We start from the raw sequence: 21493 nt of genomic DNA, 5'->3' as shown, positions 1-21493 counted from the left end.
CTGGAAGCCCGGTAACGGGTGGAGGTGACTGGTACTAATAGGCCGAGGGCTTGTCCTCAGTTGCTCGCGTCCACTGTGTTGGTTCTGAAACCACGAACAACCCCACGTTTGTCACAGAGCGTGGTGCGGTTGACAGTTTCATAGTGTTTCGGTGGTCATAGCGTGAGGGAAACGCCCGGTTACATTCCGAACCCGGAAGCTAAGCCTTACAGCGCCGATGGTACTGCAGGGGGGACCCTGTGGGAGAGTAGGACGCCGCCGAACTAAATTTGATAGCAGAAATCCCCTGTACCGGGTTCCGGTACGGGGGATTTCTGCGTTCTGGCGGCCTTTCGTTTCCTTCCCAGGAGGGCCTACGCATCTTCGCTCCCCTCTCAGAGGCGGCCGGCTGCCTTGAGGGCGAGGTATGCGTCGGCAAGAGCCGGGGCCAGGGCCTCCGGGGGCTCGTCGACGACGGTGGCGCCGTAGCGCATGAGCTGTTCGGCGGTGCGTCGGCGTTCTGTCTGGGCCTGGGCGGCTGCGGCCGCGTCGTAGACCGCGTCGGTTGTTCCGCGCGCCTTCGCCATCCGTCTGATCTGCGGATCAGCTACCGAGGCCACGAGGAGGGTATGGCGCTTGGTGAGCCGGGGGAGGACGGGCAGGAGGCCCTCCTCGATCGGGGCCGCGTCAAGGCTGGTGAACAGGACGACCAGAGACTGGCGGGGCGCCTTGTGCAGCGCGGTAGCTGTGAGACCGCGGGCGTCGGTTTCGACGAGTTCAGGTTCCAGGGAGGCCAGTGCGCCGACGAGGGAAGGCAGTACGTCGCCCGCGGAACGACCCTGGACGAGGGCTCGGATTCGGCGATCGTAGGCGAGCAGATCCACGCGGTCTCCTGCCCGTGAGGCAAGCGCCGTGAGGAGGAGTGCCGCGTCCATGGATGCGTCGAGGCGGGGTGTATCGCCGACGCGGCCAGCTGAGGTGCGGCCGGTGTCGAGAACGATCAGGATGTGGCGGTCGCGCTCGGGCCGCCAGGTGCGTACTGCGACGGTGGACTGCCGGGCCGTCGCACGCCAGTCGATGGAACGGGTGTCGTCGCCAGGAACGTAGTCGCGGAGGCTGTCGAACTCGGTGCCCTCGCCGCGGGTCAGCACGCTGGTACGGCCGTCGAGCTCGCGTAGGCGGGCGAGCTTGGCTGGTAGGTGCTTGCGGCTGTGGAAAGGCGGCAGGACGCGGACTGTCCAGGGGACTGTGTGGCTGCCCTGTCGGGAGATAAGGCCGAGGGGGCCGTAGGAGCGGATGGTGATGCGCTCGGCCTGGCGGTCGCCACGGCGGGTGGGGCGGAGTCGGGTGGTGAGGCGACGGCGCTCGCCGGGCGGGACCATCACCCGGTGCCGTGATGCGGCAGTTTCGGTGCCTGCGATCCAGCTGCTCGGGGGCCAGGCGTCGCGGAGCTGGGCGCGCAGCGGTCGGCGGGAGGGGTTGGTGAGAGTGAGGTCGACGGCTGCGGAGTCACCGAGTCGAACTGATGTATCACCAGATCGGGTGAACTGGAGCGTTTTTACTGGCGCGGCCAGGGCGTAGTCGCACATCATTGCGAGTGCAAGGGGAGCATTGACGGCAAGGACCCCGGTCAGGCTGGGTTCCAGAATGCCAACGGGGAGCGTGCCGATAGCCGCGAGGAGAGCGGCGCGTCCGGTGAGTGCCATGGGTCCTCGAATCAGCGGGGTACGGGGACGTTGGCGAGGATCGCGCTAATGACGGAGTCGGCGGTCGTGCCCTCCATCTCGGCCTCGGGGCGGAGTTGGACGCGGTGGCGCAGCGCGGGCAGGGCTAGGGCTTTGACGTCGTCGGGAATGACGTAGTCGCGGCCAGTAAGCCAGGCCCAGGCGCGGGCTGTTGCGAGGAGCGCGGTGGCACCACGGGGTGAGACCCCGAGAGTGAGGGACGGTGATTCGCGGGTGGCGCGGCAGATGTCGACGACATAGCCGGTGATCTCGGGGGAGACCGAGGTCTTGGCGACGGCGGCACGAGCGGCTTTGAGGTCGGCTGGACTGGCGGCCGGGCGTACTCCGGCGGCCTGGAGGTCGCGCGGGTCGAAGCCTTCGGCGTGGCGGGTCAGGACGGAGATCTCGTCCTGACGAGAGGGGAGAGGGATATTGAGTTTGAGGAGGAAACGGTCGAGCTGTGCTTCCGGGAGGGGGTAAGTGCCTTCGTATTCAACCGGGTTCTGGGTCGCGGCCACGAGGAACGGCTCAGGCAGCGGGCGCGGGGTGCCGTCCACCGTGACCTGCCGCTCCTCCATCGCTTCGAGTAGGGAGGACTGGGTCTTGGGCGGGGTGCGGTTGATCTCGTCCGCGAGCAGCAAGTTGGTGAAGACGGGGCCGGGCTGGAAGGAGAACTCCGAAGTGCGGGCGTCATAGACAAGTGAGCCGGTCACGTCGCTGGGCATCAGGTCAGGGGTGAACTGCACGCGCTTGGTGTCGAGTTCCAAGGCTGCTGAGAGGGCGCGGACCAGGAGGGTTTTGGCGACGCCCGGGACGCCCTCCAGGAGGACGTGACCGCGGCAGAGGAGAGCCACCACGAGTCCGGTGACTGCCGGGTCCTGGCCGACCACGGCCTTCGCGATCTCGGAACGCAGGGCTTCCAGGGACGAGCGGGCGTTGTCCGCGGTCCCGGCGGTGTCTGCGATCGGGGCGCTCATGATGTGCGTACCTCTCTTTCGAGGGCGTCTAGTTGGTCGGCTAGGGCGATGAGGGAGGAGTCGTCGGGCGGCGGCTCGCCGAAGAGGAGGGAGCGTAGTTCGACGGCGGTGTCGGGGAGTTGGGCGGACACTGCGGGCAGTAGGGCCTCTGGCGAGTGGGCTTGGGCGGGGGGTACGCCGAGGAGGGGCGCGAGACGGGTGCGGGTCGCTGAACGGAGAGCCTCGGATGCGCGGTTACGGGCGTTGGCCTTGCGGTAGAGGCGGGCCCTGCCTTCCGCGGCCTCGGACGCACGGACGGCGACGGGGAGGCGTTCGGTCACTAGAGGGCCGAGGCGGCGGGCGCGCCAGAGGGCGGCGAGCCCTGCGGCGATGGTGAGTTGCAGGGCTCCCCAGCGCCAGCCGGAGGGGATCAAGTCGAAGAAGCTGCGGTCGCTGCCATCGGTGGCAGTGGCGTCACCGAGCGAGGGGAGGTACCAGACCAGATGAGGGCGGGAACCGAGGAGTTGAAGTGCCAGCGAGGCATTGCCTCGCTCGTTCAGCCGGGTGTTGTAGAGGATGTCGGGGGCTCCGAGGAGCACGGTGTCGCCGTCGGCGGCGGGGATGCGCAGCAGCGTTTGCAGGCCGTCACTCGGGTAGCAGGCGTCGGAGCCGGGGGCGGTGGACGTGTAGCCGAAGCCGCCGCCGGTGGCGGCATCGCCCGCTCGGAGCGCCTCGGGCAGTCGGCAGCCGGGGCGCAGGAGGCGGGTGAAGGGGGCGGTCTCCGCTTGCACGCCGGGTGCGAGGGTGCCGGCCGAGGCCGGGCCTGGTGCGAGCAGGACGGCCCGTCCGCCCGACTGATCCGTCGCCGACCTGAGTGCGGACTGCTGGCGGTCGGTGAGCAGGTCGGGGGTGGTGACCAGCAGGGTTGTGTCAGGTCCGGCGGCGGCCGTGGCAGCGTCGGTGGTGGTGACCACGCGGGTGGTCACGCCGCGGTCGGCGAGCAGTTCGGATACGGCGCGGCTGCCGTACGGATCGGCGGAGCGCGGGTCCAGACGCCCGTGCTGGTCGCCGGAGCGCAGTACGGCGATGGTGACCCCGGTGACCAGCAGGACCACAAACGCGAGCAGCAGACCCCGGCTGCGTGTCCACACCTGGCGGGGGCTACGGGAGAGAGAGGTGGAGGGGAGGGCGGCCCCGGTCATGTGGCGGCCCCTTGGGCCGGGTTGAGGGCAGGTTTGGTGCGCTCGAGGTCGTGGTCGAGTGCGGTCAGGCGGAGGTATGCCTGCTCGTCGGTGCTTCGGCCGCCGTATGCGATGCCGTCGAACTCCTGGGCGGCCGCGCGCAGCCGGTCGGCGTGGGCGGGTAGGGCGCGACCGGCTTCGGAAGCGGCCTCGTCGGCGGTGCGGCCGGGGCGTGGGTCGAGCAGGGCTCGCTCTTCCAGGGAGCGGACGACGGCCCGCGTGCGCTCCTGCACCGCCTGGTTCCAGTCGTGTGCGGAGGCGTGTGCTTCCGCGGCCGCGCGGTGTTCGGCGGCGCTGCGCGGGCGGTTGTCGAAGAGGGCGGGGGAGGACGTTGACGGGGCACGCCGCGGCACGCCGAGCCGCCACCACAGAGCTGCTAGGAGCAGCACGACCAGCAGTGCGATGACGAAGAGGCCTAGCCCGCCGCCCGGCGTGACGCCGGCAGCAGCGTTGGACAGTTCGCTGACCCAATCCCAGAAGCGGTTCAGGGCCCGGTGGAACAGGCTCGGGTCGTTCTCGTGGTACATCGGCTTGGACAACTCGTGCTCGGCGGCTTCGCGCGCGGGGACGCGCGGAACCGTCACCGGTGGCTCGTCGCCAGTGTGTGGCAGCCCGGGTGCCGCCTCGCCCATCTCCCCCGCCGCGGTCACCGCATCAGCCCCCCGTGGTGGTCCCGGACTCGGTGCCATGGCTCTCGGCACCGGCTGCGCGGGCCAGCTCGAGGTCGAGCGCTTCGCGGCGGATGCGCTGGTCGATGTAGAGGAGCACGGTCACGCCCGCGGTGATCGGGAAGGTGAGGGTAGATCCGATCACGGAGCCGATCCCGGTGATGATCAGGAACGCCCAGCCGACATTGCTCAGGTCGCTCGTGAGGAAGCCGCTGACGCTGTCGCCGCTGAGTACGACGGCCAGTGCGCTGAACGGGATCAGGATGATCCCTACCACCACGTTGACGATGATCAGGGCGAGCAACTGGATACCGAAGACCCGCCACCACGAACCCCGGACCAGCTTGGCCGAGCGGCTCAGGGATTTGCGCACATTCTGCTTCTCCAGCATCAGCGCCGGAGGAGACAGCGAGAAGCGGACCAGCAGCCAGACGGCGACCACGATGCCAGCCAGCCCGCCGAAGACGGCGAGGAACGCGCCGCCCTCCGCGGAACCCATGATGCCCAGCAGCACGCCCGGCAGGGCGCCCACCGCGACGGCGGCCGTCGCGAGCAGCGGAAGCAGGAACGTGAGGCCCAGCAGTCGAGGCAGTTGCGGTCGAGCGTCCCGCCAGGCTTCGGCGGTGGTCACGGACTTACCGAGTACGGCGCGGCTCATGACCATGGTGAGCAGTGCGGTGACGACGAAGCTGCCGAGCAGGGAGACCAGCAGGACGGTGGTGGACTCCAGCATGGTGGTGATGAATGCGCTGGTCAGCTCGTCGATGGTCGCGTCGGGGTCGTTCAGGGCAGCGGTGCTGCCGCTCTTGCTGAGGACCAGGCCTTGCAACAGGATGATCAGGATTTGTGTGGTGGCGGCCACGCCCAGGGAGATCCCGAGCACCGTGCGCCAGTAGGTGCGCATGGTCGAGACCGCACCGTCGAGGATTTCTCCGACCCCGAGGGGGCGCAGGGGGATCACTCCCGGCTTGGCCGCGGCCGGTCGTCCGCCCCAGCTGCCGTACGGCTGTCCGGGAGGGGTGCCGGGTCCGCCCCAGTTGCCCGGCCCGCCCTGGCCGGGGCCCTGGGGTGGTGGGGCATCGGCCCCTGGTGCGCCGGGGGCGGTCCAGGAGGCGGCCGGGGGCTGATCCTTGGACCATTTCGACGGGGGATCGTCGCGCTGGTCGGCGGGCCCCGTGGGGGGCGCGTCCTCAGGTCCGTCGGAGGGGGCGGATCCGGGCGAGGCCCAGCCCGGAGAGTCGTTCATCGTCGCTCCTTCACGGTGCCCGACCGCGGTCGCGGCGGCAGGTTGGGGGCCATCGTGTCACGGTGCGCCTGCCCGTGGACCAGGCGCTGCATGGCCTACGCGCCTTCAATTGTCCGTGAGGTAGGGGGCAGACTGGGCGGATGGCTGATCAGCACGCACAATCGCCCGGCGGTGGTGGACCGCAGGAGACCGCCTCGATCCGCTGGCATGAGCCCCCCGAGGGGCCGGTGGTGGTCCTCCTTGACCAGCGGAGGCTTCCCGCCGAGGAAGTCGAGCTGGTGTGTACGGACGCTCCGGCGCTGGTGCAGGCGATCCAGAGTCTGGCCGTGCGGGGCGCGCCGCTGCTGGGGATCGCCGGAGCGTATGGCGTCGCGCTCGCCGCCGTGCGGGGCTTTGACGTGGATGAGGCCGCGCGGGCGCTCGCCACGGCCAGGCCCACGGCGGTGAACCTCGGGCGTGGGGTGCGCCGGGCGCACGCGGCGTACCAGTCGGCGGTCGCGGGCGGCGCGGACCAGGAGCAGGCGGCTGGGGCGGCGCTGGCGGAGGCGAAGGCGCTGCACCGGGAGGATGCCGAGGGCAGTCGGCTTATGGCGCGGCACGGGCTGGCGCTGCTCGACGAGCTTCTGCCCGGTGGCAGCCACCGGCTGCTCACGCACTGCAACAGCGGAGCGCTGGTGTCCGGAGGGGAGGGAACGGCGTTCGCGGTGGCGCTTGCCGCGCACCGGGCCGGGCAGCTGCGGCGGCTGTGGGTCGACGAGACGCGGCCGCTGTTGCAGGGGGCGCGGCTGACCGCGTACGAGGCCGCGCGCAGCGGTATGGCGTACACGTTGCTGACGGACAACGCCGCCGGGTCGCTGTTCGCGGCGGGGAAGGTGGATGCTGTACTCATCGGCGCGGACCGCATCGCCGCCGATGGTTCGGTGGCCAACAAGGTGGGGAGCTATCCGCTCGCCGTGCTGGCCAGGTACCACCATGTGCCGTTGATCGTCGTCGCGCCCCTGACGACGGTGGACCCTGAGACGCCGGACGGAGCGGCGATCGAGGTCGAACAGCGGGACGGTCATGAGGTGACGGAACTCATGGCGCCGTTTTCTCCGGTCGCGGGGGCCGGAGCGGAGGTGGTGGGGGGAGTGCCGGTGGCGCCGCTGGGCACACAGGCGTACAACCCCGCGTTCGATGTGACACCGCCCGAACTGGTGACCGCAATCGTCACTGAGGAGGGCGTTGTTTCGCCCGTGACAGCTGAGGCGCTAGCCGAGCTGTGTGCCAGGTCACGCCAGGTAACGATTAGCTAATGGGATGATGTCGTTTATGAAGGGACGAGTCCTTGTCGTCGACGACGACACCGCACTGGCCGAGATGCTCGGGATTGTGCTGCGTGGTGAGGGTTTTGAGCCGTCGTTTGTAGCGGACGGCGACAAGGCGCTGGCTGCCTTTCGGGAGACCAAGCCGGATCTGGTGCTGCTGGATCTCATGCTGCCCGGTCGGGACGGCATCGAGGTATGCCGCCTGATCAGGGCGGAGTCCGGCGTACCGATCGTCATGCTCACCGCCAAGAGTGACACCGTGGATGTGGTGGTCGGGCTCGAGTCGGGTGCCGATGACTACATCGTCAAGCCGTTCAAGCCAAAGGAGCTGGTTGCCCGTATCCGTGCGCGGCTGCGCAGGTCGGAGGAGCCCGCGCCGGAGCAGCTGGCCATAGGTGACCTGGTCATCGATGTCGCCGGGCACTCGGTGAAGCGGGACGGTCAGTCGATCGCGCTGACTCCGCTGGAGTTCGATCTGCTGGTCGCGCTGGCCCGTAAGCCGTGGCAGGTGTTCACCCGCGAGGTCCTGCTTGAGCAGGTGTGGGGCTACCGGCACGCGGCCGACACCCGGCTGGTCAACGTGCATGTGCAGCGGCTGCGCTCGAAGGTCGAGAAGGACCCGGAGCGACCCGAGATCGTCGTGACCGTCCGTGGCGTCGGTTACAAGGCAGGACCGAGCTGACGTGTCCCAGGACAGCGCCGCCGCGGCGCCCGGGGAGCCGGGGAAGCGTCCGGAGCGGCCGCTGGGCCCGACCGGGCGCACAGCCCGGCTCGGGCGGCTTCTCGACGGCGGGCTGCGCTTTCAGGACGAGGTGCAGGGCAGCCCGGTGCTGAGGCTGTTCACCCGCTGGGTGCGCCGTCCGCTGCTGCCGGTCCTGCGGCTGTGGCGGCGCAACATCCAGTTGCGGGTGGTCGCCGGCACGCTGCTGATGTCGCTCGGCGTGGTGCTGGTGCTGGGGATCGTTGTCATCGGACAGGTGCGCAACGGCCTGCTCGACGCCAAGGAGAAGGCGTCCCAGATCCAGGCCCAGGGCGGGTTCGTTGTGGCCAGGGAGAAGGCCAAGGCCGACCGGCCGGGTGGCGAACGGTCGGACGGAGCGTCGTCGGACGGTGGCGTGGCGCAGGCGAACCCGAACGTATGGCTGTCCGACCTGGTGCAAGAGCTCGCCAGCGGGGGGCAGAGCGCGTTCCATGTGGTGGCGCTGAGCTCCGGCGGGGAGGACGCTGGCAACAAGCGGGCGCCGCGCGCCTCAGGGGCGCCGTTCCCCACGGAGCAGAGCGTTCCGCAGGAGCTGCGCGACCAGGTCGACCGGAACCGTGGCCCGTACCAGAAGTTCTCGCGGATCGTGTACAGCGGCTCGCAGCAGTCGGACGCAGGACTGGTCATCGGTACCCGGCTGAGTGATGTCAACGGTGACTCGTACCAGCTCTACTACCTCTTCCCGCTGACGCAGGAGGAGGAGTCGCTCAGGCTGGTCAAGGGGACGCTGGCCACCGCGGGGCTGTTTGTCGTGGTGCTGCTCGGGGCGATCGCGTGGCTGGTCGTACGCCAGGTGGTCACACCGGTGCGGATGGCGGCCGGGATCGCCGAGCGGCTGTCCGCCGGGCGCCTGCAGGAACGGATGAAGGTCACCGGTGAGGACGACATCGCACGGCTCGGTGAGGCCTTCAACAAGATGGCGCAGAACCTCCAGCTCAAGATCCAGCAGCTGGAGGACCTCTCCCGGATGCAGCGGCGGTTCGTCTCGGACGTCTCACACGAGCTGCGTACGCCGCTGACCACCGTGCGGATGGCGGCCGACGTCATCCACGAGGCGCGGGCCGACTTCGACCCGGTGACCGGGCGCTCCGCCGAGCTGCTCGCTGATCAGCTGGATCGTTTTGAGTCGCTGCTCGCTGATCTGCTGGAGATCAGCCGGTTCGACGCGGGTGCGGCGGCGCTGGAGGCCGACGCGATAGACCTGCGGGAGGTGGTTCGCCGGGTGGTCGACGGCGCGGCACCGCTCGCGGAGCGTAAGGGCAGCCGGATTCGGATCATCGGGGACCAGCAGCCGGTGGTCGCGGAGGCGGACGCCCGGCGCGTGGAGCGAGTGCTGCGCAATCTGGTGGTCAACGCCGTGGAACACGGCGACGGCAAGGACGTGGTGGTCCATCTCGCGTCGGCAGGGGGCGCCGTGGCGGTCGCGGTGCGCGACTACGGCGTAGGTCTCAAGCCCGGTGAGGCGACCAGGGTGTTCAACCGCTTCTGGCGGGCCGACCCGGCACGCGCGCGTACCACCGGTGGCACCGGCCTGGGGCTGTCGATCGCCCTGGAGGACGCGCGGCTGCACGGCGGCTGGCTGCAGGCATGGGGCGAGCCGGGCGGCGGTTCGCAGTTCCGGCTCACGCTGCCGCGTACGGCGGATGAGGCGCTGCGCGGCTCCCCGATACCGCTGGAACCCGAGGATTCGCGCCGCAACCGCGGACTGAGCGACGCCGGGCTCCCGCTGGGTGGGGCGAACAAGCAGGCCACGGTGCCGGCCCAGGTTTCGCTGGGGCGGGTATCGCCGCCGTTGCCTGGCGTCCCGGGTGGCTCCCGGTCCGCGCCGCCGTCGGCTGACCCGACCGCGCTGCCCGGCAGCGGTGCGCGAGTCGTGCCGCGTCCCGCGCCGACGGGGGCCGCTCCGGGGGAGAGCGATGTGCCCGACGTATCGCAGGACCGTGTACGCGACGGCGCGGGCGACCGAGGGAGTGACAGGCACGGGGACGGGGACAGGGGCAGGGATGCCGAAAAGGAGCGGAGCCGTGGGCGCTGACCGAGGCCGACCTGGCTGGCTTCGAGCACGTCCGCTGCGCATGGGGGCCCTCCTCGGCTGCGGCGGGCTGCTGGTCACCGGATGCGTGTCGATGCCTGACAACGGGGGCGTGGAGCCCGTCGACGTCTCTGCCAAGCAGCCGCAGATGCGGGTGTTCGCGGTGCCGCCCCGCGAGGGCGCACCACCCTCGGAGATCATCGAAGGCTTCCTCGAGGCGCTGAGCAGCGATGATCCGCAGTACTCGACGGCGCGCAAGTATCTGACCAAGAAGGCGGATCAGCGCTGGCGGCCTGGCCTGTCCACCACGGTGCTCGCCGACGGACCGAACACGGATCACGACCGGGCGAGCCGGGACAGCGACGGGCGCGGCTTCACCTACGCGCTGGCCGGCCGCAGGGTCGCCACGGTGAACGAGCAGCACGCGTACCAGCCAGAGGAGGGGGCGTACTCCGAGACCATGCACCTGACCCGGCAGAAGAACGACCAGTGGCGCATCGACCGGCTTCCGGCGGGCGTGGTGCTCGGTGAGTCGGACTTCCAGCGGTCCTACCAGGGTGTCAACAAGTACTACTTCGCGGCGCGGTCCTCGTCCGATGGTTCCGCGACGCACGAGCCGCGGCTGGTTGCTGACCCGGTCTATATGCGCCGCTGGTCGGACCCGGTGACCGAGACGGTCAGGTCGCTGCTCGAAGGGCCGACCAACTGGCTGAACCCGGTGGTGGTGTCCCGCTTCCCCACCGGTACGGCGCTGAAGAAGGGCACCAAGGCGCTCGCGCCCGACGACCGGAACCGGCTGCGGGTGCCGTTGAACGAGCGTGCCGACAGGGTCAGCCCAAGCCAGTGCTCACGGATGGCCGCCCAGCTGTTCTTCACCCTGAAGGACGTGATCCCGTCGGGCGTCGAGCAGGTGGAGTTTCAGAACGCGAACGGCGAGGCGTTGTGTGCCCTGAACGCCGACGAGGCTGAAGCCATCTCCCCGCATCGCACGGCGGACTCGCCCAGCTACCAGTACTTCATCGATGTCGAGCACCGGCTGGTGCGCCTGCCCAAGACCGAGGGCGCCCCAGAGCCGGTGCCGGGCGCGCTGGGCAGTGGTGAGCAGGAGTTGAGCACGGCCGCGGTGTCGCGCGATGAGGACCGCGCGGCCGGGGTGTCCGCCGGGGGGCGGATGCTCTTCGTCGGGCCGCTGCTGCCCGGTGGGGCGCTGCAGGAGACGAAGGTGCGCAGCGCGGGCAAGGGAGAGGCGGAGAACCGGCTGACGGCGCCCAGCTGGGACGGGCGGGGTGACCTGTGGGTGGCCGACCGGGATCCGGACAATCCGCGGCTGCTGTGGCTAGGCCAGGGCGAGGGGGAGCCCGTGGAGGTGAAGGTCGCTGGGCTGGGTGGTGGCCGCGTCACCTCGGTTCGGGTCACGGCGGACGGCGTGCGGGTGGCGCTGCTGGTCGAGAAGGAGGGCAGGACCTCGCTGCGGATCGGACGCGTGGAGCGCGCGGGGACGGCCGAGCACCCCGAGGTCGCGATCCGTGAACTCCGCAAGGCCGCACCGCAGATGGAGGAGGTCACCGCCATCTCCTGGGCGGGTGGCAGCCGACTGGTGGTGGCGGGCAAGGAGTCCGGCGGGGTCCAGCAGGTGCGGTACGTACAGAGCGATGGGTCGGAGTCGTCGGGCACGGCGCTGCCCGGGCTGACCGCGGTGACCGGGATCGCGGCGTCCGAGGACGACCGGCTGCCGCTGGTCGCCAGTTCCGAGGACGGCATCGTGCGGCTGCCATCGGGGGCCAACTGGCGCACCGTGGTCAAGGACGGATCGGCACCGGTGTATCCGGGCTGACCGGCATCGTATGGTCCTGCGGGGCTCGCTTCCGCCGAGTTTTCCACAGGGGTGGCGGGGCGGCGCCCGTATGGGCACAGTAGAGCTATGCGGGGGTGCTGGCGGGACTTCGCCGACCTGGTATTTCCGGCCGACTGCGCGGGTTGCGGGCGGCCACGTACGACGCTGTGCGCAGGCTGCCGCGCGGCCCTGTGTGGTGCGTCGGCGCACCGGGTGCGCCCGGTACCCGAGCCGCCCGGACTGCCCGTAGTGCACGCCGCCGCCCGCTACGAGGACGCGGTACGGGCCGTGCTGCTCGCGCACAAGGAGCGGGGTGCGCTCGGGCTCGCTGGGGTCCTGGGCGCCGCGCTGGCGGGGGCGGTGCGCGCCGGGCTGTCGGGTGGCGGTCTGGACGGGCCGCTGCTCTTGGTGCCCGTGCCGTCGGCACGGCGTGCCGTGGCCGCGCGCGGGCATGACCCGACCCGGCGGATCGCGCTGGCGGCAGCGCGGGAGCTGCGGCGCGCGGGTCTGCCGGTGCGGATGCTCCCGGCGCTGCGTCAACGGCGCCCGGTGGCGGATCAGTCGGGTCTGTCCGCACGGCAGCGGCTGGCGAACCTCAGCGGGGCGCTGGAGACGGCGGCGGGCGCCGGACGGCTGCTCGCCGGGCACCGGGTGGTGCTGGTGGACGATCTGATGACGACGGGCGCTTCGCTGCGGGAAGGGGCACGGGCATTGGGTGCCACGGGCAGGGAAGAACTCCGGGGGCCGCACGGAATGAGTCGAACGAACGCTGCCGTGGTGGCAGCATCGCCGGATTCTTTCGAAATAAACTGGAACTGACCGAGAACTTGCATCGTTGCAGGTAGTGAGGATGTCTGAGCACCTGAATGGAGGTTAGCGGCGGTAGAGGGTGACGGCATCCGTCAGGGCGAGATATGTTCGGTTGTGAGGAATGGCGGACGCTGTCCCTCGCATATCGGAATGCCGAGCCTTGGGCTGCACTGTGGTTTTCCGCAATCACCCGGGCTGGTGGGGTGGAGATCTTGTTCGTGGGGGAGGAGGAGGTGGAAGTCACCGAGTCCGAAGGCTCCGGGCATACCGGAGTCTGGTGCAAGAGGGAGATGCTCCGCCCGTGGTGCGGAGCGATCCGGGAACGGAGTTCTGCGTGGACATCGTCGTCAAGGGCCACAAGACAGAGGTGCCCGAGCGGTTCCGCAAGCACGTGGCCGAGAAGCTGAAGCTGGACAAGATCCAGAAGCTCGATGGCAAGGTGATCAGCCTCGACGTCGAGGTGTCCAAGGAGCCGAACCCGCGTCAGGCCGACCGTTCCGACCGAGTGGAGATCACGCTCCGCTCGCGTGGTCCGGTGATCCGCGCGGAGGCCTCGGCCAGTGACCCGTATGCGGCACTCGACCTGGCCCACGAAAAGCTGGAGGCGCGGCTGCGTAAGCAGCACAGTAAGCGCGCCAGCCGACGCGGCACAGGCCGTATCCCGGCGGCTGAGGTCGCCGACCGTGTCCCAGGGGTGGCGTACCTCAACGGGAACGGCGCGCCGAGCGGTGACGACGCCTCCGAGAGCATCCCGGTCAAGAAGATCGGCTCTCTCGAGGTGCAGGGCGACGGACCACTCGTGGTGCGCGAGAAGACGCACGTCGCCGCCCCCATGTCGCTTGACCAGGCGCTCTACGAGATGGAGCTGGTCGGGCACGACTTCTATCTGTTCGTCGACTCCGAAACCAAGGAACCCAGCGTCGTCTATCGGCGCCACGCCTACGACTACGGCGTCCTCCACCTCACCACGGACCCCATGGTGGTGGCTGAATCGACGGAGTCGGCCGGTCCCGGCGGTGCGCTCGGCGGCTGATCCGGTTCCCCCGAGGACAGGCTCTTAGGCCGCGCACGGTGCCCCTGGAGTGCGTCCGCGCCCCCCAGGGGCACCCCCGTGCCGCCGCTGCGCGGGCCGCATTGTCGCCCGGGCATGAAATCATGGCCCCGCAGGCCAACCCAGGTGCTCTCGCCGTGGGTTGGCGCGGCACCGACCACAGGCCACGGCTTTCAGGGGGAGGAACGATGGCGGACACTTTCGGACCGCTGCGTGACGGGGGTGCCAGCGATGGCGTCGTCGGCATCGACGCGGATACGGGCGCTGCCCGCAAGGAACCCATCAGGGTCCTTGTGGTGGACGATCACGCGCTCTTCCGCCGCGGCCTGGAGATCGTCCTGGCGCAGGAGGAGGACATCCAGGTCGTCGGGGAGGCGGGTGATGGCGCGGAGGCCGTCGACAAGGCCGCGGACCTGCTGCCTGACATCGTGCTGATGGATGTCCGGATGCCGAAGCGGGGCGGCATCGAGGCCTGCACCTCCATCAAGGAGGTGGCCCCCAGCGCGAAGATCATCATGCTGACGATCAGCGACGAGGAGGCCGACCTCTACGACGCGATCAAAGCCGGCGCCACGGGCTACCTCCTCAAGGAGATCTCCACCGACGAGGTGAGCACCGCGATCCGGGCGGTGGCCGACGGCCAGTCACAGATCAGCCCCTCGATGGCGTCCAAGCTGCTGACCGAGTTCAAATCCATGATCCAGCGGACGGACGAGCGGCGGCTGGTCCCGGCACCCCGGCTGACCGACCGGGAGCTCGAAGTGCTCAAGCTGGTCGCCACCGGGATGAACAACCGGGACATCGCCAAGGAGTTGTTCATCTCCGAGAACACCGTGAAGAACCATGTGCGCAACATCCTGGAGAAGTTGCAGTTGCACTCCAGGATGGAGGCCGTGGTCTACGCGATGCGGGAGAAGATCCTCGAGATCAGGTGAGGGCCGCCGCGCAGGCGGAGGTGAGCGGCGCGTGCAGCTCGGGGGGTGTGACCCGCTCGACTCGCACGCTGGTGCAGCCGACCCAGCTGGCTGCCTCTGCCAGTGCCGTGGCCATGGGCTGTACGGCCTTCGGGCTGTCCAGTGAGGCGTGCCGAGCCACCAGAGTGGTGCCGTCGCGAGCCGGGTCGACTCGGCCAAGCAAGTGGCCCCCGTGCAGCAGGGGCATCGCGAAGTAGCCGTACACCCGCTTCGGTTTGGGCACGTAGGCCTCCAGGCGGTGGGTGAAGCCGAAGATCCGCTCAGTGCGGGCCCGCTCCCAGATCAGCGAGTCGAAGGGCGAGAGGAGCGTCGTGCGGTGGCGGCCGCGCGGCGGCGCGGACAGGGCGGCGGGATCGGCCCAGGCGGGCTTGGACCAGCCCTCGACCGCCACCGGGACCAGGCCGGAGTCCGCGACGACCGCGTCGAACTGCTCGGCCTTGAGCCGGTGGTAGTCCGCGATGTCCGCACGGGTCCCGACGCCGAGTGACTGACCGGCGAGCTGGACCAGGCGGCGCAGGCACTCCCTGTCGTCCAGGTCGTCGTGCAGCACATCGTCGGGGATGGCGCGCTCGGCGAGGTCGTACACCCGCTTCCAGCCGCGTCGCTCGGTGCACACCACCTCGCCGTACATCAGCGCGCGCTCGACGGCGACCTTGGAACCCGACCAGTCCCACCACTCGCCGCCGTTCTTCGCGCCGCCCAGCTCGGTGGCCGTGAGGGGACCCTCGGCGCGCAGTTGCTTGATCACCTGGTCGTACGCGCCGTCTGGCAGGGCGTGGTGCCAGTGCGGGCGGTCGCGGTAGGCGCGGCGGCGGAACGCGAAGTGCGGCCACTCCTCGATGGGCAGGATGCAGGCGGCGTGTGACCAGTACTCGAAGGCGTGGGGGCGGGCCGGGGACGCGTCGGCCGCCGTGCTCGACCAGTAGGCCTGCTCCACCGGCTTGCGGCCTACGGCGCCCAGGCGCGCGTAGGGGATCAGCTCATGTGAGCGGGCCAGTACGGAGATGGTGTCCAGCTGCACGGCGCCCAGATGGCGCAGGACACCCCTGACCCCCGCCCTGCGGTCGGGAGCGCCCAGGAACCCTTGGGCGCGCAGGGCGATCCGACGGGCGTCGTCGGCGGAGAGTTCGACTTCGGGAGTAGGCGCGGAGGTCATGTACGTACCGTAGAGCTCGGCGCTGACAGTCAGCCGGGGGACGGCAGATACGCGTCAACGCCCGGCAGTCCGAGGTCGGCTGGGAGCAGCGACCCGATCCAGCAGTCGCGCCGTACGCCCTTGTTGAGCATCCCGGAGCGCAGCACTCCCTCAACCTGGAACCCGGCCTTCTCGGCGACGATCCGTGAGCCGGTGTTGCCGACCTCGGCGCGCCACTCCAGACGGCCGCAGCGCAGATCCGTGAACGCCCAGTGCGCCAGCGCCAGCACGGCCTCGGTCGCATAGCCGCGGCCACGGTGCTCCCTGGTCGTCCAGAAGCCGATCTCCCAGGTCCCTGAGTCCGGGTGGTGCAGGCTGACCGTGGCGAGCAGCGGGCCGCCGTCACGGGGACGTACACCGAAGGTGTACGTGGTGTCCTCGCGCCAGCCGTCCGGGACCACCTTCCGCAGGAATTCCTCCGCGTGCCGAGGCTCGTAGGGTGAGGGAAGCGGAAGCCAGCGCAGGATGTCCGGGTCCTGGGCGGCCTCGTAGACCTCCTCGGTGTCGTCGGGCGACAGCGGGCACAGCAACAGGCGCTCGGTGGTGTGGGTGCGGGGCCTCATCCGCCGATTCTGGGTGGCCAGGGGGTGAGAAGCCAGAGATTTTCCCGCCTGTGTGGGCACCTCACGGCGGTCCGGATCGTTCTCCGGGAAGGTGGCAGACGGCCGACGCCGCGACGACCCTCCCGGCCCGGGCGCGTCCTCGCATACGATGGCCGTTGCTCAGAAGAACTCGACCGCGTCAGCCCGACCGGCAAGGAGATCAGCCCTCGTGTCCGTCTTCAACAAGCTCATGCGTGCAGGCGAAGGAAAGATCCTGCGCAAACTGCACCGCATCGCGGACCAGGTCGACTCCATCGAAGAGGACTTCGTCAGCCTCTCCGATGCCGAGCTGCGTGCCCTCACCGAGGAGTACAAGGAGCGGTACGCGGACGGTGAGAGCCTCGACGACCTGCTCCCCGAGGCCTTCGCGACCGTGCGCGAGGCCGCCAAGCGCGTGCTCGGCCAGCGCCACTACCGCGTTCAGATCATGGGCGGCGCCGCCCTGCACCTCGGGTATGTGGCCGAGATGAAGACTGGTGAGGGCAAGACCCTCGTCAGTACGCTGCCCGCGTATCTCAACGGTCTGTCGGGTGACGGCGTGCATGTCATCACGACCAACGACTACCTGGCTCAGCGTGACTCCGAGATGATGGGCCGGGTGCACAAGTTCCTGGGCCTCGAGGTCGGCTGCATCGTCTCCGCGATGACCCCGAGCCAGCGCCGCGAGCAGTACGCCTGCGACATCACCTACGGCACGAACAACGAGTTCGGCTTCGACTACCTGCGCGACAACATGGCGTGGTCCCAGGACGAGCTCGTCCAGCGCGGCCACAACTTCGCCGTTGTCGACGAGGCCGACTCCATCCTCGTCGACGAGGCCCGTACGCCGCTGATCATCTCCGGCCCGGCCGACCAGGCCACCAAGTGGTACGGCGACTTCGCCAAGCTGGTCACCCGGCTGACCAAGGGCGAGCCGGGCAACCACCTCAAGGGCATCGAGGAGACCGGCGACTACGAGGTCGACGAGAAGAAGCGCACCGTCGCCATCCACGAGTCCGGTGTCGCCAAGGTCGAGGACTGGCTGGGCATCGACAACCTCTACGAGTCGGTGAACACCCCGCTGGTCGGCTACCTGAACAACGCCATCAAGGCCAAGGAACTGTTCAAGAAGGACAAGGACTACGTCGTCATCGACGGCGAAGTCATGATCGTCGACGAGCACACCGGCCGTATCCTGGCTGGCCGCCGCTACAACGAGGGCATGCACCAGGCGATCGAGGCGAAGGAAGGGGTGGACATCAAGGACGAGAACCAGACGCTCGCCACGATCACCCTGCAGAACTTCTTCCGCCTCTACGGCAAGCTCTCCGGCATGACCGGTACGGCCATGACCGAGGCCGCCGAGTTCCAGCAGATCTACAAGCTGGGCGTCGTCCCGATCCCGACGAACAAGCCCATGATCCGGATGGACCAGGCGGACCTGATCTACCGCACCGAGAAGGCGAAATTCGACGCGGTCGTCGACGACATCGCCGAGAAGCACCAGCAAGGCCAGCCGATCCTGGTCGGCACCACCTCGGTCGAGAAGTCCGAGTACCTCTCCCAGCAGCTCTCCAAGCGCGGTGTCCCGCACGAGGTGCTCAACGCCAAGCAGCACGACCGGGAGGCGCCGATCGTCGCCCAGGCAGGCCGCAAGGGAGCCGTCACGGTCGCCACCAACATGGCCGGACGTGGCACCGACATCAAGCTGGGCGGCAACCCCGACGACCTCGCCGAGGCCGATCTGCGCCAGCGCGGCCTCGACCCCGAGGAGCACCTCGAGGAGTGGGCGGAGGCACTGCCCGCCGCCCTGGAGAGGGCCGAGGACGCCGTCCGGGCCGAGCACGAGGAGGTCACCGACCTCGGCGGCCTGTACGTGCTGGGTACCGAGCGGCACGAGTCGCGGCGCATCGACAACCAGCTGCGCGGCCGTAGTGGCCGTCAGGGTGACCCGGGTGAGTCCCGCTTCTACCTGTCGCTCGGGGACGACCTGATGCGCCTGTTCAAGGCGCAGATGGTCGAGCGGGTGATGGCGATGGCCAACGTCCCCGACGATGTGCCGATCGAGAACAAGATGGTGACCCGGGCGATCGCCTCGGCCCAGTCGCAGGTCGAGCAGCAGAACTTCGAGACGCGTAAGAACGTCCTGAAGTACGACGAGGTCCTCAACCGCCAGCGTGAGGTCATCTACGGCGAGCGCCGCCGCGTGCTGAAGGGCGAGGACCTGCACGAGCAGATCCGGCACTTCATGGACGACACCATCGACGCCTACATCCAGGCGGAGTCCGCCGAGGGCTTCGCCGAGGAGTGGGACCTTGACCGGCTGTGGGGCGCCTTCAAGCAGCTCTACCCGGTGAAGGTGACCGTCGCGGAGCTGGAGGACGCTGCCGGAGACCGTGCGGGGCTGACCGCCGAGTTCATCTCCGACTCGATCAAGGAGGACATCCACGCGCAGTACGACGCGCGCGAGGAGCAGCTCGGCTCGGACATCATGCGGGAGCTGGAGCGCCGCGTGGTGCTGTCCGTCCTGGACCGCAAGTGGCGCGAGCACCTCTACGAGATGGACTACCTCCAGGAGGGCATCGGCCTGCGGGCCATGGCCCAGAAGGACCCGCTGGTCGAGTACCAGCGCGAGGGCTACGACATGTTCATCGCCATGATGGACGGCATCAAGGAGGAGTCCGTCGGCTATCTGTTCAACCTGGAGGTCCAGGTCGAGCAGCAGGTCGAGGAGGTTCCGGTGCAGGACGCGGCGGAGCGGACCTCGCTGGACAAGGGCGCCCAGGACGCGGTGCCCGCGGGTGCGCGCCCGGAGATCCGCGCCAAGGGTCTGGACACTCCGCAGCGCCCCGACCGGCTGCACTTCTCGGCTCCGACGGTCGACGGTGAGGGCGGAGTGGTCGAGGGTGACCTGGCGCAGGAGGACGAGCCGGTGCGGTCGTCCGCGGACGGCATGACGCGTGCCGAGCGCCGCAAGGCACAGAAGGGCCGTCGCCGCAAGAAGTAGTCTCTGACCCGCGGAGTCGTACACAGCGGGGCCCGGCGAGACGCCGGGCCCCGCTGTGTCATGTCAGGGCTCCTGCCTGTCGGACGGCCCCCTTCCGCCCACCTCCACCGCGGTGCAGCGCCACCGCAGGTCGGCGGCCTGTTCCAGGCGGAAGGCCATGGCGTGCAGGTGGCCGTCGGCGCTGATGCGGGCGAACACCTCGATCGCGCCCGCGCGCGGGACGTAGTGTCCGATGTCGCGGATGGCGGCACGGTGGCCGGTGGCCCGCAGTGGTGTGTGCTCGGCCAGCCGGGCGAGGTCGTCGTAGGCCTGACCCGAGGTGTGCCGCAGCATCCAGTGCACCGGGCGCTGCCCGCTGAGCACGGCCAGCAGGCGCTCCGTGAACAGCGTGGTGAGGGGCGGGCGGCGGTGCTGGTGCAGTGGCGCCCGGGTGGGGCCGCCGCTGCTGGGGCGCCGTGCGTCGGCGCGGGTCGGCGGCCGGGTGGTGCCGGGCCGCCTGGTGCTGGTCATGATCTTGTTCATGGTGCGTCCCCGTGTTCGCCGGGCCCGGTGACAGTTTGCTACCGGGCAGTAGCTTTCGGTGTTCTTGTACGGGGCGCCGTGCTCGGTGCGCAATGCGGCTCGCGCGGTGGGGTCGCCCGGCGCGGGATCACCTATCAGGGGGAGGGGCCGTGCGGGCGGCGGGCTGTGGGGCCCATCCTGGTGGAGCGGGGTGGGGTGACAGGTCTCTCGTCAGTCACTCCCAAGAGGGACGCCCAGACGTATCCTGAGGCCCTCACGACCTTCACTCCCGTGACCATTGACCTGACCAGTGACCTCATCACTGACCTGACCACTGACGACGAAAGCGGCGGCCATGCGCGTGTACGTCCCCCTGACCCTCTCCGGCCTCGCGGCGGCGCACCAGGCGGGCGAACTGGGTCCCGGGCCGCTGACCGCGTACGCCGTGACACCCGCGCTGCGTGAGTGGTACGTCACGGGCGATATAGAGGAGCTGGAGTACGCGGCGCTTAACCGTGCCGCGGCCGGTTCGCTCCGGCTGATCGCGGGCGATCCGTCGGCGGTACGGCGCCGGGTCGTCGTCGCCGTGGACGTACCGGACTCCGCGGCGGTCGCCGACCCGGATCGCGGCCTCGATCCGGGGGCACTCGGCGAGGTGCGTATCGCGGACGCGGTGCCGCTGGCCAAGGCGGCGGCGGTGCATGTGGACGCCGACGACGCGCAGGCGGACATCGCGGCGGCGGCCGCGGCGCTGGGCGCGGCTGACCAGGGCGACGACGACGCGCAGTTCACGGTGGACGGGGCGGAGGACCATGAGTTGCTGTGGTTCGCGACGCAGGAGATCCCGAACCTGATTGTCAGTGGTACCCGGTAGCGTTCTTGGTATGGGCAAGCACGGGACGCACATCGTCTGGGACTGGAACGGCACGCTGTTCCACGACATCGACGCGGTCATCGCCGCGACGAACGCCTCGTTCGCGGAGATCGGTCTGGAGCCGATCACCCTCGAGCGCTACCGGGACCTGTACTGCGTTCCGGTGCCGCGCTTCTACGAGCGGCTGATAGGTCGGCTGCCCACGGACGAGGAGTGGGCGGTGATGGACGAGGCGTTCCACCGGCACTACTGGGTGCACGCGGACGGCGCGGACCTGGCGGAGGGGGCCCGGGAGCTGCTCGCCGACTGGCAGTCGGCGGGGCTCACTCAGTCGATGTGCTCGCTGGCCCCGCATGAGCGGTTGGTGCCGATCGTGCGGACGCACGGGATCGAGCAGCACTTCATACGGGTGGACGGCCGCATCGGTGAGGCGCACACCGGCAAGGCCGAGCACATGACACGGCACCTGGCCGCGCTGGAGGGCGTGGACCCGGCGCGCGCCGTGGTGATCGGGGACGCGGTCGACGACGCGGTGGCCGCCCAGCATGTGGGGGCGGCGGCGGTGCTGTACACCGGGGGGTCACACAGCCGGGCCAGCCTCGCGGTGGCCGGGGTGCCGGTGGTGGACACGCTCGCCGAGGCGGTGGCTGAGGCGGCACGCCTGGTCGCCTGACGCGGTGCTCCGTGGGGGAGCGCCCCCACGATCGCCCCCACCGCCGGGACACGCTGGCGGGACCGCTGCCGAGCACACCG

Annotated in this window: 18 protein-coding genes and 1 rRNA gene; 11 read left to right on the top strand and 8 right to left on the bottom strand. The window is 69.8% G+C overall.

Going from position 1 to position 21493, the window contains the following annotated elements; genetic code table 11:
* Positions 1 to 147 precede the first annotated feature (147 nt).
* A 5S ribosomal RNA gene (rrf, locus tag GCN81_RS05985) occupies positions 148 to 264 on the top strand.
* Positions 265 to 374: 110 nt separating this feature from the next.
* On the opposite strand, the gene GCN81_RS05980 is transcribed toward rrf, so the two are convergent.
* Genes GCN81_RS05980 through GCN81_RS05960 form a run of 5 tightly spaced genes read right to left on the bottom strand, consistent with a single transcriptional unit; the run spans position 375 to position 5814 of the window.
* On the bottom strand, positions 375 to 1685 hold the full coding sequence (locus GCN81_RS05980; protein WP_156722436.1) for a DUF58 domain-containing protein: 1311 nt from the start codon (positions 1683 to 1685) through the stop codon (positions 375 to 377).
* An 11-nt stretch (positions 1686 to 1696) separates the two neighbouring features.
* Positions 1697 to 2680 (bottom strand): AAA family ATPase, encoded by a 984-nt coding sequence (locus GCN81_RS05975; protein ID WP_156722434.1) that lies wholly within the window; start codon positions 2678 to 2680, stop codon positions 1697 to 1699.
* Positions 2677 to 3861: a DUF4350 domain-containing protein gene (locus GCN81_RS05970; protein ID WP_156722432.1), complete on the bottom strand. Its 1185-nt coding sequence runs from the start codon at positions 3859 to 3861 to the stop codon at positions 2677 to 2679. Before GCN81_RS05970 ends, GCN81_RS05975 begins: the two co-directional genes overlap by 4 nt.
* The gene (locus GCN81_RS05965; protein WP_231626402.1) at positions 3858 to 4532 is read right to left on the bottom strand and encodes a DUF4129 domain-containing protein; all 675 of its coding nucleotides are present in this window, start codon (positions 4530 to 4532) and stop codon (positions 3858 to 3860) included. The genes GCN81_RS05970 and GCN81_RS05965 overlap by 4 nt, the downstream gene beginning before the upstream one ends.
* Positions 4533 to 4554: 22 nt before the next feature.
* A complete protein-coding gene (locus GCN81_RS05960; RefSeq protein ID WP_156722428.1) occupies positions 4555 to 5814 on the bottom strand; it encodes a glycerophosphoryl diester phosphodiesterase membrane domain-containing protein in 1260 nt (419 codons plus the stop codon).
* Between the two features lie 140 nt (positions 5815 to 5954).
* Here GCN81_RS05960 and mtnA point away from each other — a divergent pair, with 140 nt between their 5' ends.
* The 7 genes from mtnA to GCN81_RS05925 all read left to right on the top strand — a co-directional run bounded on the left by mtnA (position 5955) and on the right by GCN81_RS05925 (position 14543).
* Positions 5955 to 7109: an S-methyl-5-thioribose-1-phosphate isomerase gene (gene mtnA, locus GCN81_RS05955; protein ID WP_156722425.1), complete on the top strand. Its 1155-nt coding sequence runs from the start codon at positions 5955 to 5957 to the stop codon at positions 7107 to 7109.
* A 4-nt stretch (positions 7110 to 7113) separates the two neighbouring features.
* Complete coding sequence (gene mtrA / locus GCN81_RS05950) at positions 7114 to 7803, top strand: two-component system response regulator MtrA (protein WP_015659998.1); 690 nt, start codon at positions 7114 to 7116, stop codon at positions 7801 to 7803.
* 1 nt (position 7804) lies between these two features.
* Positions 7805 to 9916, top strand: a complete 2112-nt coding sequence (gene mtrB, locus GCN81_RS05945) for an MtrAB system histidine kinase MtrB (RefSeq protein ID WP_156722424.1) — start codon at positions 7805 to 7807, stop codon at positions 9914 to 9916.
* The gene (locus GCN81_RS05940) at positions 9906 to 11747 is read left to right on the top strand and encodes an LpqB family beta-propeller domain-containing protein (RefSeq protein WP_407697941.1); all 1842 of its coding nucleotides are present in this window, start codon (positions 9906 to 9908) and stop codon (positions 11745 to 11747) included. Before mtrB ends, GCN81_RS05940 begins: the two co-directional genes overlap by 11 nt.
* Positions 11748 to 11834: 87 nt before the next feature.
* Complete coding sequence (locus tag GCN81_RS05935; RefSeq protein ID WP_156722420.1) at positions 11835 to 12566, top strand: ComF family protein; 732 nt, start codon at positions 11835 to 11837, stop codon at positions 12564 to 12566.
* Between the two features lie 325 nt (positions 12567 to 12891).
* Positions 12892 to 13590, top strand: coding sequence for a ribosome hibernation-promoting factor, HPF/YfiA family (gene hpf / locus GCN81_RS05930; RefSeq protein ID WP_407697942.1), 699 nt, complete (start codon positions 12892 to 12894; stop codon positions 13588 to 13590).
* A 206-nt stretch (positions 13591 to 13796) separates the two neighbouring features.
* Complete coding sequence (locus GCN81_RS05925) at positions 13797 to 14543, top strand: response regulator (RefSeq protein ID WP_156722416.1); 747 nt, start codon at positions 13797 to 13799, stop codon at positions 14541 to 14543.
* Here the strand turns inward: GCN81_RS05925 and GCN81_RS05920 are convergent.
* Both GCN81_RS05920 and GCN81_RS05915 read right to left on the bottom strand, forming a co-directional pair.
* Positions 14536 to 15738, bottom strand: coding sequence for a winged helix-turn-helix domain-containing protein (locus GCN81_RS05920; protein ID WP_156722414.1), 1203 nt, complete (start codon positions 15736 to 15738; stop codon positions 14536 to 14538). The genes GCN81_RS05925 and GCN81_RS05920 overlap by 8 nt on opposite strands.
* Positions 15739 to 15767: 29 nt before the next feature.
* Complete coding sequence (locus GCN81_RS05915) at positions 15768 to 16340, bottom strand: GNAT family N-acetyltransferase (RefSeq protein WP_156722412.1); 573 nt, start codon at positions 16338 to 16340, stop codon at positions 15768 to 15770.
* A 208-nt stretch (positions 16341 to 16548) separates the two neighbouring features.
* On the opposite strand from GCN81_RS05915, the gene secA reads away from it, so the two are divergent.
* Positions 16549 to 19365, top strand: coding sequence for a preprotein translocase subunit SecA (gene secA, locus GCN81_RS05910; protein ID WP_156722410.1), 2817 nt, complete (start codon positions 16549 to 16551; stop codon positions 19363 to 19365).
* Positions 19366 to 19428: 63 nt separating this feature from the next.
* Here secA and GCN81_RS05905 read toward each other — a convergent pair whose 3' ends face one another.
* Positions 19429 to 19887, bottom strand: coding sequence for an Rv3235 family protein (locus GCN81_RS05905; protein ID WP_156722408.1), 459 nt, complete (start codon positions 19885 to 19887; stop codon positions 19429 to 19431).
* A 334-nt stretch (positions 19888 to 20221) separates the two neighbouring features.
* Between GCN81_RS05905 and GCN81_RS05900 the strand changes: the two genes are divergently transcribed.
* Together GCN81_RS05900 and GCN81_RS05895 are read left to right on the top strand one after the other, a co-directional pair.
* Positions 20222 to 20740 carry a DUF6912 family protein gene (locus GCN81_RS05900; RefSeq protein ID WP_156722406.1) on the top strand — a complete coding sequence of 173 codons (519 nt, stop codon included), beginning with the start codon at positions 20222 to 20224 and terminating at the stop codon, positions 20738 to 20740.
* A 10-nt stretch (positions 20741 to 20750) separates the two neighbouring features.
* Positions 20751 to 21413, top strand: coding sequence for an HAD family hydrolase (locus GCN81_RS05895; RefSeq protein WP_156722404.1), 663 nt, complete (start codon positions 20751 to 20753; stop codon positions 21411 to 21413).
* Positions 21414 to 21493: the final 80 nt, after the last annotated feature.

Origin of the sequence: Streptomyces apocyni (genome assembly GCF_009739465.1) — a bacterium.
GTDB classification, from domain to species: Bacteria; Actinomycetota; Actinomycetes; order Streptomycetales; family Streptomycetaceae; genus Streptomyces; species Streptomyces apocyni.
The sequence above is the reverse complement of the archived record's forward strand: the minus strand, read 5'-3'. Positions and strand labels throughout refer to the sequence as shown.

Bases quoted from the DNA above. Each gene is read 5' to 3' on its own strand.
- GCN81_RS05975 (WP_156722434.1), bottom strand. From the start codon at position 2,680: ATGAGCGCCCCGATCGCAGACACCGCCGGGACCGCGGACAACGCCCGC.
- GCN81_RS05970 (WP_156722432.1), bottom strand. From the start codon at position 3,861: ATGACCGGGGCCGCCCTCCCCTCCACCTCTCTCTCCCGTAGCCCCCGC.
- GCN81_RS05905 (WP_156722408.1), bottom strand. From the start codon at position 19,887: ATGAACAAGATCATGACCAGCACCAGGCGGCCCGGCACCACCCGGCCG.
- mtrA (WP_015659998.1), top strand. From the start codon at position 7,114: ATGATGTCGTTTATGAAGGGACGAGTCCTTGTCGTCGACGACGACACC.
- GCN81_RS05980 (WP_156722436.1), bottom strand. From the start codon at position 1,685: ATGGCACTCACCGGACGCGCCGCTCTCCTCGCGGCTATCGGCACGCTC.
- GCN81_RS05915 (WP_156722412.1), bottom strand. From the start codon at position 16,340: ATGAGGCCCCGCACCCACACCACCGAGCGCCTGTTGCTGTGCCCGCTG.
- GCN81_RS05960 (WP_156722428.1), bottom strand. From the start codon at position 5,814: ATGAACGACTCTCCGGGCTGGGCCTCGCCCGGATCCGCCCCCTCCGAC.
- mtnA (WP_156722425.1), top strand. From the start codon at position 5,955: ATGGCTGATCAGCACGCACAATCGCCCGGCGGTGGTGGACCGCAGGAG.
- GCN81_RS05925 (WP_156722416.1), top strand. From the start codon at position 13,797: ATGGCGGACACTTTCGGACCGCTGCGTGACGGGGGTGCCAGCGATGGC.
- GCN81_RS05895 (WP_156722404.1), top strand. From the start codon at position 20,751: ATGGGCAAGCACGGGACGCACATCGTCTGGGACTGGAACGGCACGCTG.
- GCN81_RS05920 (WP_156722414.1), bottom strand. From the start codon at position 15,738: ATGACCTCCGCGCCTACTCCCGAAGTCGAACTCTCCGCCGACGACGCC.
- GCN81_RS05900 (WP_156722406.1), top strand. From the start codon at position 20,222: ATGCGCGTGTACGTCCCCCTGACCCTCTCCGGCCTCGCGGCGGCGCAC.
- GCN81_RS05965 (WP_231626402.1), bottom strand. From the start codon at position 4,532: ATGGGCGAGGCGGCACCCGGGCTGCCACACACTGGCGACGAGCCACCG.
- GCN81_RS05935 (WP_156722420.1), top strand. From the start codon at position 11,835: ATGCGGGGGTGCTGGCGGGACTTCGCCGACCTGGTATTTCCGGCCGAC.